Genomic DNA, 19,053 nt, shown 5'->3' on the forward strand with positions numbered 1-19,053 from the left:
TGTGAGTTCTATAGTATTCACTTTTGAAAACGATTACAATGTTAAAAAGGAAAAAGGAGTGGTCAGATTGATACGCAAAGCGAGCGTTATGAAAGTGAGTAAAGACCAATATGAAGAGTATAAGAAACGCCATGATGAATTATGGCCAGAGATGGAAAAGATGCTGAAGGATCACGGCATTAGTGAGTATTCTATCTTTCTATTAGAGGAAACTGGACAATTATTTGCCTACCTTCATGTGGAGGATGAGGCACTCTACGCTCGGGTATCAGAAACTGAAATTTGCAAGAAGTGGTGGGCTTATATGGAGCCACTAATGGAGACGAATGATGATCATAGTCCAGTAGCTAAAGAATTGAAGGAAGTGTTTTATTTAGCTTGATATCTTTTTATTCAATCCGTCTATCTAAATAGGCGGGTTTTTAATTATAGTAGAGAAAAGAGAATGCGAAGGTGGAAGAATGAATTCAAGACTTGAGTATCTTATTGACTTTATAGAGCGTAGATGGGGTTTAACGAACTACACCTTGCACAAACATACCGTTTTGCAGGAAGTGAATGCGGTAAATGAGACAAAGTATGTGTTATGTACGGAATGGCTGCCAAAAGGTGTTGATGGTGTAACAGAAGACGATGTTTATCCTGAAGGGGCAGCGACGATTGAGCTGGATATTCATGAACAGACATTTGCTCGAGTGAACTTCACAGGAGGTATTTCCTTTTCAGATCAATCTTACTCCTTTTCACATCAAACTGAGGTTATTAAATGGGTTGAAGCGTTGACGGGACTGATTTATCGAAAGTCATTTATGCGCGAACGAAAAAAAGAGCAAAGTTATACATTTAAAAGCTGTATTGATGAGATTCCAACCTATCCAGGAGGATTGATTCAGGTAGAGTGGAATGAGCAGAATCAGTTGACCTTATTTTCGAAGCAAGGTGTTTTTGTCGGTCGAGCAATAACTAAGGAGGAGATGGATCTTTTACAAGTAGAGGATGTTTATGATCTATTTGAACATCAGGTGGATCGGTATGCAATTCCAAACTTCGAACAACAAGTTATAAATGAAGTTTATATGATAGAGGAATTGTTTGTTCGGCACGACTTAAAGAAAACATACCCTTATTCTCTCCTTGAACGTCCTTATGTTCAAATGAACAAGCCATTGATATGGATGAAAGCAGGAGAACGTAAGATGGTAAGAACAGAATTCTCAATGAGCCGTGAAGTATCAATTAAAACGGCAATTGAAAATGAAGAAAGCATAGACGCTCAACCAATTACAAAGGATATTCAATTGAGAGTAATGGAAGTCGTTGCAGAGTATGTTTCTTCCTTCTACCCGAATGATAGTGGGAAGTGGATGTTTTCACTCATGTATAGGGAATGGGGACTTCTTCAAGCAGTTGTTCGTCCATTTGAGAATAGGGAGAAGGGATTTCGAGCCAAACTTGTTTTTATGATTGATCCTCGAGACTTTGAAGTATTGAATATCTTGGATACAAGTGACTTTGCCATGATGTATGAATCATTCAAGAAGCTTGGTGATCTAAAGATTCACAAAGAAGAAGCCGTCCATGCATTATGGAAGCACATGACTCTTGAACCTTACTATGTCTACGATGAGGAAGAAGAACATTTTGTATTCTGTGGTAAGTTAGACTGTAAAAAAGTTATTCTCGCCAATTCTGGAACTGTCTTGGATGAGAAAGACTTATAGGAGAAGGGCTACCCCCTTCTCCTTTATCATTACTTATCTTCAACCATCCGATATCTTAAAGCCAGCAGCAATGCTGGAATCGAGGAAACAACCATTCCTAAGAAGGCATATCCTGGTTTGATTTCGTATAGATATCCACCAAATAAGGTAAAGACAGCGGTGCTCCAGCTCAGAGCAAGTGCTGAGTACAAGCCTTGTACTTTTGGAATTTGGTGCTGCGGGATGTAGCGAATTAAGTACTGCATAAACGCGTAATGTGCCATGGCAAATGAGCACGCGTGAAGGATTTGGGCAATGGAAAAGACAACGACACTTGGAAAGGCAAAGACCAAAATCCAACGAAGCGAGGACCCGAATGCAGCGAGTGCAAGTAGAGATCCTATTGAGAACCGTTTAAAGCCACGATCTGCTGTTGAGAAAAAGATAATTTCAGCCATCACTGCTATATTAATGATCACACCAATGAGGTAAGCTGGTGCTCCAATATCTTGCAAGTAAATGTATCCATAATTATAGTAAGAGGCATGTGAAGCTTGTAATAAAACAACAATCAGAAGAACGAGCCAAAAATGTTTCATATGAAACATTTTCATCAAACCACTTGTCATTGCTGGGTTTTTGACAGGTTTTTCTGACAAAATAGGCGGTGCTTTTTGAAAAGCTAGGAACACAAGAACAGCAATTCCTACTAAGAAAAGATAATAAATGACGTCCTCACTATAAGCTGTAATAAAGAGAGAAAGAATGATCCCTGCGGCTACAAAGGCAATTGAGCCCCACTGGCGCGCTTTGCCATAGTGTTCTAATTGTTTGTTCTGCACCAAACGACTTGCCGCTGTATCCAAGATTGGCATGAGTGGTGGATAAAAAAAGTGAAAGAAAATCGTTACGAGAAGCAAACTAGTAAAGGTCTGAGACGGGATATAGCAAAGGACTGAAACCAAGGTACCAACTGCGGCTCCCTTTAGTACAACCTTATTACTGAAGCGTCCCGATAAGTAAGGAAAGGCAAAAAGCGTAGAAAGTCCACGTGCCACCAACCCCATACTCATAATTAAGCTTGCATCTGTTATTGAAAGGTTTTTTGAATAAACCAGCCAACCTGTCCAAAAAGGCAGGAAAATTCCCCATGTGAAAAAGAAACTAAAAAAGTTCGTGCTCATCCAACGATGTGTATTCATGAAGCAACCTCCGTTCTTAAGCATGGTATCATGTATTAGCTATTTAAAAATAGGAGATTTCTCATATTTGAGGTGGAATATGAACAAGTTGACCGTAGAAAGAATGAATCAATACGTAAAGCACTATCCCATTGCGGATCGTTTTTCTTTTCCAATTCATGAACATATGACTGTGTATGAATTTGAACGAAACGAATGGATTGTGCGCGAGGGTATAAAACCGGATGCACTCATTTATATGATAGAGGGAAAGGCAAAAATCTATACGACCCATCAAAACGGGAAGGTTTCTCTCATTAACTTTGTAAAGCCTGGCGATTATATTGGTGAAATGGAGCTTCTTCATGAGGATTATTATTCCAAGGGTATCCAAGCCTCAACACGAACGGTATGTTATAGCATCCCACTCAAGACCTGTAGAGCGAAACTCTTAGAGGATGTCGTTTTTCTTCGGGAGCTTGCAATCTTTTTAAGCAAAAAGGCAACCTTTATGTCGACTAAATCCTCTCAAAGCCAAGCCTTTCCACTTGAAAACCGTCTCGCTCACTTTATTTTAGAACTGGAAGATAATGGGGTTTATCGCGAGAAGCATGTAACCGTATGCGATTATCTCGGAGTATCTTACAGACATTTATTACATGTCCTACAAACATTCTGTGAGAAGGGATATTTGGATAAAGAAGGTAGGGCATATCGAATTCACAATGATGAAGCACTTCAATTACTTGCTCAAGGGCTTAGATGAATGGTTAATACCACAGTAATCCCATTTAAATTTACAAGAATAACAAGATCGTACTGAAATACATATAGTGAGTAAAGAGCCTAATTGACTATGCGCAGTCACCTTAATATACATCATTTCCTTACGTTCATTTATGTAAAAAAGCGGGTGATATTTTAAATTGGTCCTGGAAGTGGTACAATAAGAGAAGTACAATTTCAACATTTTTCTTCGAATCTTAACGTATAAGGACTGAAAATATATGACGAACACACAAAGTACGGACGTTATATTGATTGGTGCTGGCATTATGAGCTCAACGTTGGGCGCACTGTTAAAAGAATTAGCACCGAACTGGAAGATGACAGTTTTTGAAAAGCTATCAAATGCAGGTGAAGAAAGTTCGAATGAATGGAATAACGCGGGGACAGGTCATGCGGCCTTATGTGAATTAAATTACACATCAGAAAAACCCGATGGTACGATGGATATTAGCAAGGCCATTAACATTAATGAGCAATTTCAGGTATCAATGCAATTTTGGTCGTATTTGGTTAGTCAAAATCGAATTCAGAATCCACAAGAATTCATTAAACCACTATCACACATGAGTATGGTTCAAGGGCAAGCTAATATTGACTTTCTTAAAAAACGTTTTAAAGCGCTTTCAGACAACCCTCTCTTTAAAGGGATGGAATTTACAGAGGATCCGGAGAAATTGATGGAATGGATCCCACTTATGATGAACGGTCGTCTTCAGGAGGATCACATCGCTGCAACGAAGATTGATACAGGTACAGACGTGAACTTTGGCTCGTTAACGCACAAAATGTTCGATCACCTAGAATCATTAGGTGTGGATATGCATTATCAACATATCGTAACGGATCTTAAGCGCACGAACGATGGATCATGGGAAGTTAAGGTACGTAATCTTGAAAGCGGTACAACGGCAGTGCACAAAGCGAAGTTTGTGTTCATTGGCGGAGGAGGTGGAAGTCTACACCTTCTTCAGAAATCAGGTATCCCAGAAGGTAAACATATCGGTGGATTCCCGGTTAGTGGAATCTTCATGGCCTGTAACAATCCAGAAGTAGTGAATCAGCATCATGCAAAGGTGTATGGAAAGGCTAAGGTTGGCGCTCCACCTATGTCTGTACCGCATCTTGACACACGTTTTATTAATAATCAAAAAATGCTTTTATTTGGACCATTTGCTGGATTCTCACCGAAGTTTCTCAAGCATGGATCCGTATTAGATCTCTTCACATCTGTGAAAGCGGATAACTTGGTAACAATGCTTGCAGCTGGTGCAAAAAATATGTCATTAACAAAATATTTGATTCAGCAGGTTATGCTATCCAAAGAGCAACGAATGAAGGACCTGCGTGAATTTATTCCGAATGCTAAGACAGAGGATTGGGATCTTGTCATTGCTGGCCAACGTGTTCAAGTGATTAAGGATACGGAAGCAGGAGGCAAAGGGACACTTCAATTCGGAACAGAGGTCATTAGTGCTGAGGATGGTTCCATCGCTGCATTACTTGGCGCATCTCCAGGTGCATCAACCGCTGTACACGTGATGCTTGATGTGATTAAGCGATGCTTCCCTACTCATATGAAAGAATGGGAGGGCAAGATTAAAGAGATGGTTCCTTCCTACGGGCAATTGTTGATGAACAACCAAGAGCTGCTGGATCGCGTGCATGCAACGACAGCTGAAGTATTGGAGTTAAATGATCCGACAAAGACAAAACGCTCTCATCTGTTAAAGCAAGCATAATCATATAAGGCACGAGCTGATTGAGTATGAATCAATCAGCTTTTTTATTTGGCATTTAAGATATTGGATATATTTTATCAATTTTAGGATTTCGACAATCTAGTTCCTACTATACGATAGAGCTAGCTACTAAGAGGAGGGTATTTTATGAAAGCGCTTAAATTATCAGTATTAACTGCAGGAGCGGTGGCCATTATGGCTGGCTGTGGCGAGTCTAGTTCAGGTTCTGGTGAAGGTGAACTTGTCATTTATACTACACGAAGTGAAAATTTGAATGAAGCCGTAATCCCGAATTTTGAGAAAGAAACAGGGATAAAGGTTCAAACGATCTCTGCTGGAACAGGAGAAGTGGTTACACGGGTTGAGTCAGAACGTAATAATCCTCAAGGAGATATTCTTTGGGCGGCCGATGTGACCATGCTGCATGATAAAACTGATTTATTCGAAGAGTATGTGTCACCTGAAGATGAATTTATGATGGAAGGCTTTAAGAATACGACGGGCTTCTTTTCTCCAGCCTTCTCTGATCCGACTGTATTTATCGTTAATACAGATTTAGTTGGAGACATTCAGATTGATAGCTTTCAAGACTTATTAAACCCTGAATTAAAAGGTCGTATTGCCTTTGGTGATCCCGTAAACTCAAGCTCTGCATTTCAATCACTTGTTGCCATGCTCTATGCGGCTGGAGACGGTGACCCTATGGCAGATGAAGCATGGAATTTCGTAGAAGAGTTCATGGCTAACCTTGATGGAAAGGTGCAGGGAAGCTCTGGGCAGGTGCATAAAGGCGTAGCAGATGGAGAGTATGTTGTAGGTCTGACTTGGGAGGATCCAGTTATTCATTACATGCAAAGTGGAGCTGCAGTGGATGTAGTCTTTCCAACAGAAGGTGTGGTTTATCCTGGACAGTCCGTTCAAATTATTAAAGGGACTGACAATCTAGAGGGAGCCAAGAAATTCATTGATTACGTTCTATCAGAGGAAGTACAAAGCCGGACAGGGATGGAGCTTACGGTTCGTCCTCTGCGCGACAATATTGAAGTGGCAGACTATATGACTCCACAGGACGAAATCTCACTTTTTGAAGACTACGATGAGGATTACATTATTGAACATACTGATGAAATTACAGCACGTTATGTTGATGTTTTAGAACAGTCAATGAATTGATTATAGAGACATGTAGAGTCTACGAGCTCTGCATGTCTTAAACAGAGTTCGAAGGGAGAGAAGATAGATGAGCGTAGCAATACATGTTGATAAAGTCGTAAAAAAGTACGAGGATCACACGGTAATTAATGGTCTATCCTTAACGATAAAACCAGGAGAGCTATTTACCTTACTTGGTCCATCTGGATGTGGAAAAACGACGTTGCTCAGGATGATCATTGGCTTTAACTCCATTGAGGGTGGGACCATAAAGATCGATGAGCAGGTTATTAACTCCATACCAGTGAATAAAAGAAAGATGGGGATGGTTTTTCAGAACTATGCAATCTTTCCTCATATGACGGTATCCGAGAATATTGCATTTGGATTAAAAGCACAAAATGCAAATAAAAAAGACATGCAAAGTCGTATTAATGAAATGATGAAGGTTGTGCGAATTGAAGATCATCATGCAAAGAAACCGGAAAAGCTTTCTGGAGGACAGCAGCAACGAGTCGCGCTAGCTAGAGCACTGGTCATTAATCCAAAGGTTCTATTAATGGATGAACCGTTATCAAATTTAGATGCGAAGCTACGAGTAGAGATGCGTAATGCGATTAAGGAAATTCAACAAAAGGTTGGAATTACAACGGTCTACGTAACACATGATCAAGAAGAGGCGTTAGCGATTTCAGACCGAATTGCGGTCATGAATAAAGGTGTGATCCAACAAATAGGCAAACCAGAGGAAATCTATCTTAGACCAAATAATCTCTTTGTCTCGCAATTTATTGGAACGTCCAATGTAATCAAAGGTGTGATTGAAAAGAATCAGGAAGGTTGCTTTGTTGTATTTAACGATGGCTACCGTGAAAAAATGGAGAACCTGAGCGAAACGGTGGATGATGGGCACCGGGTACTAGCATCTGTTCGTCCGCAGGAGTTTATTGTGACCTCCGACACAAACGCACTTGCTGGGGTAGTAGATAAAACGATATTCTTGGGAATTAATACACACTATTTTGTTACCTTAAAAACAGGAGAAACGGTTGAAGTTGTTCAAAATATAGAGGATCATGCTCTTATTCCTGAGGGAACAGCTGTTAATGTAAAGATAAAACCGAAGCTAATCAATCTATTTGATGAAGTAAGCGAGATGACGTTGATTAAGGCAGGTGAGTAACATGCTTCGAAAAAGTCTGAATGGGTGGAACCTTATTACGCTTTTTATCATGCTGTTTTTTGCCCTATTTATTTTATTCCCTGTTATTCTAGTTTTGAATAAAAGTGTATATGATTCGGGTTCAGGGACATTTTCTCTGCAGCACTTCGCTCACTTCTTTGAACGGAAATTCTATTGGGTCACTCTGTGGAACAGTATTAAGGTAACGATTGTTAGTACGATACTTGCTGTCATAATAGGCTTACCACTGGCCTATATTTTAAGACGAGTAAAAATATTTGGAAGTAAAACCATCCAAATTCTTGTTGTTGTTTCATATATCTCCCCACCATTTATCGGTGCCTATGCCTGGATTCAATTGCTTGGTAGAGGTGGGGTCATCACGAAGTTTCTAAATAACACGTTTGATATGAACTATGACGGAATTTATGGGTTTGCTGGAATTGTACTTGTTTTAACCTTGCAATCATTCCCGTTAATTTTCATTTATATCTCGGGAGCACTTAAAAATTTAGACAACTCTCTGATTGAAGCGGCAGAAAGCCTTGGTTACTCTGGGATTCAACGTGTGATGAGAATTGTTGTGCCACTTATTACACCTACCATTTTAGCTAGTTCATTACTGGTCTTCATGAGAGTGATAGCAGATTTTGGTACACCTATGTTAATCGGAGAAGGGTATCGAACCATCCCTGTTTTAATATATACTCAATTTATGAGTGAGGTTGGTGGAGACGCAGGGTTTGCAGCAGCTATAGCAGCGATCTTTATTATCGTGACGATCGCATTGTTCATGATTCAACGTATCATTGCTAGACAATACTCCTATTCTATGTCAGCTCTTAAACCGATGGAAATTAAACGTAGCTATGGGCTGAAGAATGTACTTAGTCACGGTGTTGTCTATGTCATTGCGCTTCTCTCCATCCTTCCACAGCTTGTTGTTGTCTACACATCGTTTTTGGAGACAACAGGTGGTCAAGTATATACGGGTAAGTTCTCCCTTCAAAACTATGAAACGATTTTATTTAATCGAGATCTTTCAATGATTTTGAACACGTATACATTAGGATTCTTTGCGATCGTAATTATTGTCATTGTAGGTATTTTGATCGCTTATTTAACCGTACGAAAGCGAAACCTCATTACATCCATGCTAGACACGATCTCTATGCTACCATTTGTTATACCTGGTTCAGTGCTTGGGATCGCACTCGTCTTTGCCTTTAATGATGGTCCTTTCTTTTTAACGGGTACGGCGCTTATCATGATCATAGCATTTGTCATTCGACGTATGCCTTATACCATTCGCTCAAGTACGGCAATTATCAGTCAGATTAGCCCTAGTATGGAGGAAGCGGCTGTAAGCTTAGGGGCGTCTGAAAAAAGAACCTTCTTTAAAGTCATTGTGCCAATGATGATGCCTGGAGTGTTGGCAGGTGCAATTATGAGTTGGATTACGATACTCGGTGAATTAAGTGCATCTATTATTTTGTACTCAAGTAATACACAAACACTAGCTGTTTCAATCTATTCAGAGGTTATTAGAGGGAATTTTGGCAACGCATCGGCTTACTCAGCGATTCTTACCATTACCTCTATCCTGTCGTTACTCTTATTCTTTAAGCTTTCAGGTAAAAAAGAAATGAATCTATAAGTCAAAGGGCTACCTTTTTAGCAAGGTGGCCCTGTTTTTACAAAGCCGTTTAAGTGGAGTTGGCTTCAATGAAACGAAAAACAATGAAGGATGAGATCATCGGTTCTTTTATTAAATACGCAATCATCATTGTTGCTGTTATTCTTGTTATTTATCTATTATCGCTGTACCTCATCTTTAGAGCTTCAATTGTAAAGCCAAATCAAGAAATAAATCAGCAAATAGCTACGGAAATTGAATTTGGGTTTAATGAGTATCGAGAGGGTGTCGCGCAATTTGTTCAGGACGATGTCATTAGAAGCTTTCTGACAAAGAAAACAGGGAGTAGCACCGTTAATCAAATGCTCTATGACTTTAGGAACAACCAACAAATGTTTGCTAACTTTGTTTTACTAGATGTAGATGAAAATATTGTTGCAACAAGCTATTACCAGGAGATTCATGATGAATTGGATCAGAGTGCCTTTCTAAAGGAGTTTATGGAAAAAGCACAGCAGGACGAACTCATCGAAGAACGCTTAACAAAACAAATGAAAGATATTGATAGTGATGCGGCGTATATATTTGGTGGGGCTCTAACGGATGAGTCTCATCAACCGATTGGATATGTATTCTTTTTTCTCGGCAATCAGCTTCCATCTACAAACAACCATCTTTTATTTATCACCGATCCGTATGATAATGTGATTTTTCATAGTCGCTCCTTCCCATTCACAGCTCTTGGGAAATTAGAGCTGGAGCAGGGGCGCTATATTCAATCAGCTACAGATTATTTTTATCAAACACGTTCGACCATTTCTGATGACCAAATTCAGGTTATCACTCTGACACCTATAAACGCGTATCGGCTCCTGCTTTTATACGGTTTGCTAACAATGATTGTTTCAAGCCTGCTGATGATTCTAGTGATTTTGATCGTCACACCTAAAATTCTAAAGAAATCACTACAGCCTTTTGATGCGTTGGTCACAATGATCTCGAACAAAAATCAGAACCAACATTTTCAACTAGAGCATATGTACGACGAGGTTCAAACGATCTATGAAGAATATACAAGCAGAGTGCATGAGATTAATTCACTAGTGGATCAGAATCAAAAGATTATGGAGAAAACAAGATTAAGTGAAATGAAACACCTCGAAGCAAAGTTTAATCCACACTTTTTATTTAACGTACTCGAAATGATTAAGTACGAGATACTAACCGATCCAGAAAGTGCGGCTACGATGATCGTAAAAACCGCAAAGCTCATGAGATACAATATTAACTTTGGCGAAACGACCGTACCTTTAGAAAAGGATTTAAACTATCTTGAAGATTATTTTTCTCTACAAAAAATGCGTTACGGGGGTAGGCTAACGTATGTGACAAAGGTTGACCCTTCTGTCTATAACGCTCAAATACCAAAGCTTATGATTCAACCCCTTATTGAAAATGCCATTAAACATAATATTAATCAGACAAAGCATTTGCATGTTGAACTCATCATTACTGTCTTAGATGACGCTCACTTACTTATTCAAGTGAGAGACAATGGTTGCGGTATTGAAGTAGACGATCTTTCAAGTATATACAAGATCCTTTCAGAAGAAGTGAAAGTAACGGAGCATACTGGATTAAAGAATACCCATCAGCTTATTCAACTCCTATACGGAAAAGAATATGGGTTAGAAATTGCCACAAAATGCAATGAAGGCACCGTCATTACTTTAAGAATTCCATTTAAGGGGTGAGGCGTCATGTTAAAGGTCGTTTTAATTGAGGATGAACCGATGATTCTTAAAGGACTGCTTTATCGGATGGACTGGGTAAACAGTGGCTGTGTTGTTGCAGGTACAGCTGAAGATGGAGAGGAAGGCTCTCAACTAATTAAAGAACTCACACCGGACATCGTCATTACAGATATTCGTATGCCTTTTAAAGATGGACTACAAATGCTTAGGGAAACAAAACCAATGTACCAATATGAGGCAATCATTCTATCTGGCTATGGAGAGTTTGCTTACGCACAGCAGGCAATTAATTTGGGTGTGCGTGATTATCTTTTAAAGCCAATTGATCTAGATGAACTAGCGGAATCCTTAAAGCATTTAACAAAAGATATCCAAGAGAAAAAAGTGAAAAAACAATCCATGATCATAGAGGAATTAATGTCTTTTAATATGGACGTAGAAGGCACATCTTCTTACGCTGCAGAGGCTGTTCGTTTCATTAAAGGATCTTATGATCAAAAAATTACGTTATCCATGTTGAGTGAGGAAATAGGTCTCTCAACCGTTAGCATTAACACAAAGCTTAAAGAATTAACGGGCTATAGCTTTAATGAATTTTTAACTAGATACCGTATTACAAAGGCATTGGATAAGCTTCAACATGAACACATGCTTGTTTATGAGGTGGCTGAAACGACTGGCTTTAAAGACTATAAATACTTTAGTCAGGTATTTAAGAAATATGTGGGGATGTCTCCTAAACAGTTTCTTAGGGAATCGATGTAGAGAAAGGATTAGAAGCCTCGCCTTCTAATCCTTTTCTTTCTATATAAACGACGATCAGCTTAGTACACAGATGTGCTTAGCTCAACATCGATGTTGCCTTTTGTTGCTTTAGAGTAAGGGCAGAAGCTGTGCGCTTGCTCAACAAGTTCTTCGGCTTCTTCAAGAGACACGCCGCTTACTGCAACTTTTAGTACAACAGCCAGTTTGAAGCCGCCTTCTGGATCTTGACCGATGGATACTTCAGATGTCACTTTTGACTCGATGCGTTTCTTGGATTGTCTAGCAACTGCTGCTAATGCGCTATCGAAACACGCGGAGTAGCCTGCTGCAAATAGTTGTTCTGGATTTGTTGCGCCTTCTTTTTCTTGACCACCCAGTGACTTAGGCATCGTTAGTGTTAAATCGAGTGTTCCATCGCTGCTTGTTACTTTCCCTTGACGTCCGCCTTCTGCCGTTGCTTTTGCTGTATACAATGATTTCATGATAAAAGCCTCCTAATTTGTATTGTGCAAAACTTAATTGCTTGGCACCATCGTAAGGCATTAAATTTAAATAGTCAACAATTAAGTTGTGTAAAATATAATTTTGGTGTTTAAACTTACGATTGTGTATGATAGAAGGAGTTAGAAAGGAGTGTCGACATGGATAGCGAGGCACTAAAGCTAGAAAATCAAATCTGTTTTAAGATGTATACAGCAGAAAAAGAAATCATGAAGATGTATCGTACACTATTAGGTGAACTGGATGTCACCTATTCACAATATCTCGTTTTATTAGTTCTGTGGGAGAAACAGGCGAGTACTGTTAAAGAGTTAGGCGAGAAGCTCTCTTTAGATTCTGGTACGCTAACTCCCATGTTAAAGCGCATGGAGACACACGGTCTTCTTACCCGTAAACGATCTGTAGAAGATGAGCGGAGCGTCATTATTGAGCTTACGGAAAAAGGAGAGGCACTGAAGGAAAAGGCTGAATGTATTCCTTCACAATTGGTAGGAAACCTCTCTTTAGACTTAGAAGATTACAAGAAACTAGATGAGCTTCTAACGACTTTCCTCAAGCAGGTGAAGACGAAATAGAAAAAGTATACAGCAGCTGATCAATTTAGTAAGCTATTGTTGAGAACGACATGATTAGGAGGGAATTTAGGTTGAAACAATTTAACATTAAAGGAACCGATTTAAATGTGTCCAACATAATTATGGGAAATATGCGGATTAACAGCTTGTCTTTAAAGGAGACAGAGGCATTAATCCATACGGCCCAAGAAGCTGGAATCAACTTCTTTGATCACGCTGATATTTACGGTGGTGGAAGCTGTGAGGAACAATTTGCACAGGCGATCTCAATGGATAAGACTATACGCGAAAACATGATTATTCAAAGTAAATGTGGGATTAGACACGGAGCTACGGGATATTACGATTTTTCCAAGGATCATATTCTAACGTCCGTTGATAAAATCCTTCAGAGATTACAGACTGAGTATTTAGATATTCTACTGCTTCATCGTCCGGATCCATTGATGGAGCCAGAGGAAGTGGCAGAAGCCTTTGATCAGTTGCACGCTTCTGGAAAGGTTCGTCACTTTGGTGTTTCAAATCACAACCCAATGCAGATTGAACTCCTCCAGAAGAGCTTAGATCAGAAGCTTGTTGTGAATCAAGTACAATTCAGTTTAGCTCATACGCCTCTCATTGATTCAGGAGTATCGCTAAATATGAATACGGAGAATGCTGTGAACAGAGACAGTAGCACGCTGGAGTATTGTCGTTTAAACGACATTACGTTGCAAGCTTGGTCTCCATTCCAGACTGGTTTCTTTGACGGGGTATTTGTAGGAGATCGTGAGCGATTCCCGAAATTAAACGATGTCCTAGATCGTCTTGCTAGTAAGTATGATGTGACACCAACAACGATTGCCGTAGCATGGATTACACGCCACCCAGCTAATATCCAGGTTGTGCTTGGTACAACGAATGCCGGTCGATTAAAGGAATCAGCTGAGGGATCAGACATTCCATTGACTCGCGAAGAGTGGAATGAGTTGTATGCTGCAGCAGGTAATATGATTCCTTAATATGAATGATCTAAAAACGTTCCTTTATAGGAGCGTTTTTTCTTATCTCATGCACATGTTACAAACAACCAATCAATTTAGAGGTGAATTTTTTCCTAGGGGTAGGAAAAACTAGTGATATAGCGCTTTCAAACTGCTTGGATTAAAGTAAAGCCATAGAAAGGTGGTGGTTAGTTTGCAGGCAAAGCGTAAACAATTGATTGACTTTCTATTAAAACAAAATCATGGTTTCGTACCAGCTTCTACACTTGCTAAGATGCTAAATGTAACGGATCGAACCATTCGTAACTATATCAAAGATATTAATCAAAATGATAATGACATTGTTATAGCGTCCTCTCCGCAAGGCTATGCGATAGTTGGAGACCATATACAGGAAAATCAAGAGGAGGTAGATCTGACTAACAAGGAGCCGGAAAAGGCGACATTAGAATTTGAATTGATTCAGTTTCTAATGAACAAGCAAGAGTACACAACCTATGAAGAACTAGCAGAAGCCTTCTTTTATTCACCTCAGACGATTCGAAGTCGGATTCAAAAACTGACGATGAACATTCATTCGTTTGGCATCAGCGCTTCTATCGATACGAGAGTCTTTAAAGGGATTAAGTTAACAGGAACAGAAATGCAGAAACGCATTTTACTTGAGAGCTTTTTCACCGCCATTCCAGTAAAGAAGGAGCTATTCAGAGATTTTGTTTTTGCTCACTTTCGGTCGTGGATAAGCGAACAGACTATTGAAAACGTTTTTAAAGTGATGGATGAACTAAATACTCAATTCCAGTTGAATATCGATTTCACTGTTTATAAGAAGCTAGCTGTTCAACTGCTGATTATCATTCACCAGATTAATGAAAAACGATTTGTCATGATTAATAATAAAGAATTCTTTAATCTAAAGGCTTTTAAAGAGTTCGATGTAGCAAAAGCCTTCTGCGTTGGCTTAAAGGAATGGGCACCCTTTACTGAAGACGAGATTGCGTACCTAGTTAATTATCTGATGTCGCTGCAGCTTGATTTGGAAAAGGAAAATGAGGTTGTTCAGAACCCGGAGATCATTCATAGAATTGAAACGATCCTGCAGAGTATCGAAAACACCTATCATGTTCCCACCTTTACTGAGAAACGATTTAAGCATAATCTTCTAAATCATATTTATCGAATTATCTATCCGGCTTCTCATAATTTGCTCATCTACAACCCTTTTGTGAAAGAAACAAAAGCAGAGTATTTCTTTTCATTCAGCGTTGCTTCTAATCTAGCATTACGCATTGAAAAAGAGTTTAACGTAGAGATCAAGGATAGTGAGATTGCTTATCTCGCTTACCATATTCAAGTGATTATTCAGTCTAAGGATAAAAAGAAACGAAGGACCATCCTTTTGTATAGCAGAGGCTATGAACGGACGGAGTTGCTTTCATCCAAAATTGCAACCTACTTTGATGAGTTAGATATTGTCGATATTGAAAAGTATTCATCTGACTACACGTTCAAAGATAACCACCTTTATATCGGTGTGGATTTAGCTCAAATACCTGAGAACAAAACTAATTTTGTGGCTATACAAAGCTCATTTAAAAGTAGCGACATTAAAAAGGTTAGATATTTTCTTGAAGCTCAAAACATGATTATTGAACAAGCAGATATTTATTGGATGAATGAATCGAGTCCGATTGATGCCATTAAACATCTACTCGCTCAAAGTGAACTAGAATCCTTTTTTGATCCGATCATGAAACGAGAAACCATGTCCTATACGTCCATAGGAAACTTAGTAGCTATTCCTCATCCATATTTTGAGATGAAAGAATATAAAGAACGCGTGTTAATTGGTATTAATAAACAAGCCATTCAATGGGGTACGGAAACAGTTCAACTCATCATTATTTATATCCCATCTTCTGACGTTGAACGAAATGAATATGTGTTCACAGAGTTTTTTCAAAAGACAAAGAGCATTGAAGATGTGAGGTCACTTATTCAGACATCTAAGGAAGATGATTTCTTAAAGCTTTGGAACCAAATTTAGAGACAATGAGGAGAGATTATTTATGTTAATGAATATGAAGGACTTACTAGCAGTAGCGTACAAGAATCAGTTTGCGGTTGGGTCATTTAATGTGGCAAATAGTGAATTTGTGCGAGTCATCATTGAGGCGGCCGAAGAAAAGAATGCCCCTGCAATCATTCAGATCCATCCAAATGAGGTAGAACTATTAGGTGATGATTTCATTACTTACGTGCGTGAGGCATGCCGTAATGCTAGTGTTCCTATGGTTATTCATTTAGATCATGGTGGCTCAGTTGAAGATGTGATGAGAGCGATCCGTAACGGTTTTACTTCTGTCATGATTGATGCGTCTCATGCTTCATTTGAAGATAACATTGCTATTTCAAAGGAAGTCGTGAAGCTAGCTCAAAGTGTAAATGTATCTGTTGAAGCAGAACTCGGAACAATTGGGTCAAATGAAGGTAGCTCAGAAGGTGGGGCAGATGAAATCCTTTATACGGATGCAGACGATGCGAAGACGTTTGTTGAAGAGACGGGCATAGACACACTTGCAATTGCGATTGGTACATCACATGGTCAATACAAGCATGACAGACAACCTGAATTAAAACTAGATTTATTAGCTGAAATTAATAGTAAGGTAGATATCCCACTCGTCCTTCACGGCGGAAGTGACAACAAGGATGAAGAGATTTCGCAAACCTATTTAAATGGTGTAGCCAAAATCAATCTATCAACAGATATGAAGAATGCTTTCTTTAAAGAGATGCGTCGTTTCTTAGTGGAGAATGACACAGCGTATGAGCCAGATGTGATTATGCCGAGTGCTCGTAAGGCTGCTCAGGAAGTTGTGAAAAAGAAAATGGATTTATTTAATTCAACAAATCAAGCTCATCATTACTTTAAATAAGAAAGTCAGATGAATGGGGAGGAATTTTTGTGGAACTAATTGATATTCTCACAAAAGATCATATTATCTTAAACTTAAAAGGAACAAATCAAGATGATGTCATTGATGAGTTGGTTAACACTCTAGCGGCTAATCAACTAACAAATGATCCAACGTCTTTTAAAGAAGCCATCTATAAGCGGGAAAGTGAAATTTCTACAGCGGTGGGTTATGGAGTAGCCATTCCTCATGCGAAATCAAAGTCCGTTTCTAAGCCAACAATTATTATGGGGAGAACACTTCAAGGGATTGATTATGGAGGCCAGCATACAAACCTGGTCTTCATGATTGCCGCTCCTGAAAACGCTTCCGATGAGCATTTGTCTCTATTATCTAAGCTATCAACGTTTTTAATGAGTGATACGTTTAGAGCCAAACTACTTGTTGCTACATCGGTTGACGAGGTGTTAACGGCTATTCGTGAGCAAGATAAGGAAGAAGAGCCAGAGGCTGATCAAACAGATGCCGGAAAGTATCTGATTGGTATTACAGCTTGTATGACTGGTATTGCCCACACGTATATGGCAGCTGAATCATTAAAGGAAGCAGCGGCTAAACGCGGGATGAAAGTAAAGATACAGACGAACGGTGCCAATGGTCCTGAGAATTCATTAACATCTCAAGATATCCAACATGCAGATGCAATCATTGTTGCACATGATGTTCGGGTTGATACGACCGTATTTAATGGGAAACGATTTGTTGACGTCCCTGTAAAAAAAGCGATCAGTCATGCAGATCAGCTTATTGACCAAGCATTAGACTATGATATTCGTGATCCACAAGCAGAGGTTGTATCAGAATCAGCACCAGAGCCAGAGAAGAAGTCTGGACTAAACTTCTATAAGCATATTATGAGCGGCGTTTCTTACATGATTCCATTTGTAGTTGTAGGCGGAATCTTCATCGCGATCTCCTTTATGTTTGGAATCTATGCGGCTGATCCAACAAGTGATCAATACAATGTGTTTGCAGAGTTTTTTAGCCAAGTAGGTGGAGAAGCGGCCTTTGCTTTAATGGTTCCAATCCTAGCTGGTTTTATCGGTTATAGTATAGCGGATAAGCAAGGTCTAGCCCCAGCCATGATTGGTGGGATGGTAGCAAGTATTGGAGGATCTGGCTTCCTTGGAGGTATGATTGCCGGTTTCGTAGGTGGATTTGCAGCGAAGTATATCGGACGTGCATTTAAAGGAGTACCTAAAGCATTTCAAGGGCTAATCTCGGTGCTACTGGTACCATTACTAAGTACATTCATTGTCGGTGCCTTCATGTTCTTTATTTTGAATACACCAATGTCCTTATTAAATGTATTTCTTGAAAACTGGTTAACGGGTTTAACTGGAATTAATGCTGCGATTCTTGGGGCATTACTTGCAGGAATGATGGCTTCAGATATGGGTGGACCGATTAATAAAACCGCTTCTGCCTTTGGTTTAGCGATGTTTGCAGCAAATATCTTTGAACCATCTGCAGCTCTTATGGTTGGTGGTATGGTTCCTCCTATTGGAATTGCCCTTGCTACTACACTCTTTAAGAATCGTTTCACTCTTCAAGAAGCAGAAGCAGGGAAAGCAAGCTACGTTCTTGGAGCAAGCTTTATCACAGAAGGTGCTATTCCATTCGCGGCAGCCGATCCATTACGCATAATCCCAGCGAATATCGTGGGTGCAGCCATTGGTGGAGCTGCGTGTATGGCATTAGATATCTCGTTAAAAGCGCCACACGGTGGAATATTCGTTATCCCAATTGCTAGTAATCATCCATTGTTGTATATCGGATGTATTCTACTTGGATCCGTGGTTACGTGCTTGATGATTGGATTCTTGAAAAAGCCTCTTTCAGAGAAAGACCGACAAAAGGCTAAAGCAATGGATTCAGTGATATAAGTAGATGAAAAAAACGAGCCTGGGATATAACATTAACGTGGATAGCAAAACACAAATATAGCATTATATCCGCTACAGGAGAAGCCCTCGCACCCACAAGAACGGCCTCAGCCCCTTTCGCGGGAAATGCGCCGCTACAGTGTCTTCACCGCGTTCTGTTCCGTAGGAGTCTCAGGTTCTCCCTCCGCTCGTCTTACTAAAATACGAAAAACACGAATGGCGAATGATTCG

The 19,053-nt window shown here is 39.6% G+C and carries 16 protein-coding genes; 14 read left to right on the forward strand and 2 right to left on the reverse strand.

Annotated elements, in window-relative coordinates:
* Window positions 1-67 precede the first annotated feature (67 nt).
* The gene (rhaM, locus tag JNO66_RS07620) at window positions 68-382 is read left to right on the forward strand and encodes an L-rhamnose mutarotase (protein WP_203087671.1); all 315 of its coding nucleotides are present in this window, start codon (window positions 68-70) and stop codon (window positions 380-382) included.
* Between the two features lie 79 nt (window positions 383-461).
* Window positions 462-1,721 (forward strand): hypothetical protein, encoded by a 1,260-nt coding sequence (locus tag JNO66_RS07625; protein ID WP_203087672.1) that lies wholly within the window; start codon window positions 462-464, stop codon window positions 1,719-1,721.
* A gap of 29 nt (window positions 1,722-1,750) precedes the next feature.
* On the opposite strand, the gene JNO66_RS07630 is transcribed toward JNO66_RS07625, so the two are convergent.
* A complete protein-coding gene (locus JNO66_RS07630; RefSeq protein WP_203087673.1) occupies window positions 1,751-2,902 on the reverse strand; it encodes an MFS transporter in 1,152 nt (383 codons plus the stop codon).
* A 79-nt stretch (window positions 2,903-2,981) separates the two neighbouring features.
* Here JNO66_RS07630 and yeiL point away from each other — a divergent pair, with 79 nt between their 5' ends.
* The 7 genes from yeiL (at window position 2,982) to JNO66_RS07665 (ending at window position 11,899) form a co-directional block, all read left to right on the forward strand.
* On the forward strand, window positions 2,982-3,647 hold the full coding sequence (yeiL, locus tag JNO66_RS07635; protein WP_203087674.1) for a transcriptional regulator YeiL: 666 nt from the start codon (window positions 2,982-2,984) through the stop codon (window positions 3,645-3,647).
* 241 nt (window positions 3,648-3,888) lie between these two features.
* Entirely contained in the window at window positions 3,889-5,409 is a 1,521-nt protein-coding gene (locus JNO66_RS07640; RefSeq protein ID WP_203087675.1) for a malate:quinone oxidoreductase, read from the forward strand.
* A 147-nt stretch (window positions 5,410-5,556) separates the two neighbouring features.
* On the forward strand, window positions 5,557-6,582 hold the full coding sequence (locus JNO66_RS07645; protein ID WP_203087676.1) for an extracellular solute-binding protein: 1,026 nt from the start codon (window positions 5,557-5,559) through the stop codon (window positions 6,580-6,582).
* Window positions 6,583-6,649: 67 nt separating this feature from the next.
* On the forward strand, window positions 6,650-7,744 hold the full coding sequence (locus JNO66_RS07650) for an ABC transporter ATP-binding protein (protein ID WP_203087677.1): 1,095 nt from the start codon (window positions 6,650-6,652) through the stop codon (window positions 7,742-7,744).
* Window position 7,745: 1 nt separating this feature from the next.
* Window positions 7,746-9,401, forward strand: a complete 1,656-nt coding sequence (locus JNO66_RS07655; RefSeq protein WP_203087678.1) for an ABC transporter permease — start codon at window positions 7,746-7,748, stop codon at window positions 9,399-9,401.
* Window positions 9,402-9,469: 68 nt separating this feature from the next.
* Window positions 9,470-11,134 carry a sensor histidine kinase gene (locus JNO66_RS07660; RefSeq protein WP_203087679.1) on the forward strand — a complete coding sequence of 555 codons (1,665 nt, stop codon included), beginning with the start codon at window positions 9,470-9,472 and terminating at the stop codon, window positions 11,132-11,134.
* A gap of 6 nt (window positions 11,135-11,140) precedes the next feature.
* Entirely contained in the window at window positions 11,141-11,899 is a 759-nt protein-coding gene (locus tag JNO66_RS07665; RefSeq protein ID WP_203087680.1) for a response regulator transcription factor, read from the forward strand.
* A 59-nt stretch (window positions 11,900-11,958) separates the two neighbouring features.
* Here JNO66_RS07665 and JNO66_RS07670 read toward each other — a convergent pair whose 3' ends face one another.
* A complete protein-coding gene (locus JNO66_RS07670; RefSeq protein WP_203087681.1) occupies window positions 11,959-12,381 on the reverse strand; it encodes an organic hydroperoxide resistance protein in 423 nt (140 codons plus the stop codon).
* Between the two features lie 159 nt (window positions 12,382-12,540).
* Here JNO66_RS07670 and JNO66_RS07675 point away from each other — a divergent pair, with 159 nt between their 5' ends.
* The 5 genes from JNO66_RS07675 (at window position 12,541) to JNO66_RS07695 (ending at window position 18,822) form a co-directional block, all read left to right on the forward strand.
* The gene (locus JNO66_RS07675; RefSeq protein ID WP_203087682.1) at window positions 12,541-12,975 is read left to right on the forward strand and encodes a MarR family winged helix-turn-helix transcriptional regulator; all 435 of its coding nucleotides are present in this window, start codon (window positions 12,541-12,543) and stop codon (window positions 12,973-12,975) included.
* A gap of 71 nt (window positions 12,976-13,046) precedes the next feature.
* The gene (locus JNO66_RS07680) at window positions 13,047-13,976 is read left to right on the forward strand and encodes an aldo/keto reductase (RefSeq protein WP_373367159.1); all 930 of its coding nucleotides are present in this window, start codon (window positions 13,047-13,049) and stop codon (window positions 13,974-13,976) included.
* Window positions 13,977-14,142: 166 nt separating this feature from the next.
* Window positions 14,143-16,005, forward strand: coding sequence for a BglG family transcription antiterminator (locus tag JNO66_RS07685; protein ID WP_273753220.1), 1,863 nt, complete (start codon window positions 14,143-14,145; stop codon window positions 16,003-16,005).
* A gap of 22 nt (window positions 16,006-16,027) precedes the next feature.
* The gene (locus JNO66_RS07690) at window positions 16,028-16,897 is read left to right on the forward strand and encodes a ketose-bisphosphate aldolase (RefSeq protein ID WP_203087685.1); all 870 of its coding nucleotides are present in this window, start codon (window positions 16,028-16,030) and stop codon (window positions 16,895-16,897) included.
* A 29-nt stretch (window positions 16,898-16,926) separates the two neighbouring features.
* Window positions 16,927-18,822, forward strand: a complete 1,896-nt coding sequence (locus JNO66_RS07695) for a PTS fructose transporter subunit IIABC (RefSeq protein ID WP_203087686.1) — start codon at window positions 16,927-16,929, stop codon at window positions 18,820-18,822.
* The last annotated feature ends 231 nt before the right edge of the window (window positions 18,823-19,053 follow it).

Source organism: Alkalicoccobacillus gibsonii (assembly GCF_016798245.1).
Classification (GTDB): domain Bacteria; phylum Bacillota; class Bacilli; order Bacillales; family Bacillaceae_D; genus Alkalicoccobacillus; species Alkalicoccobacillus gibsonii.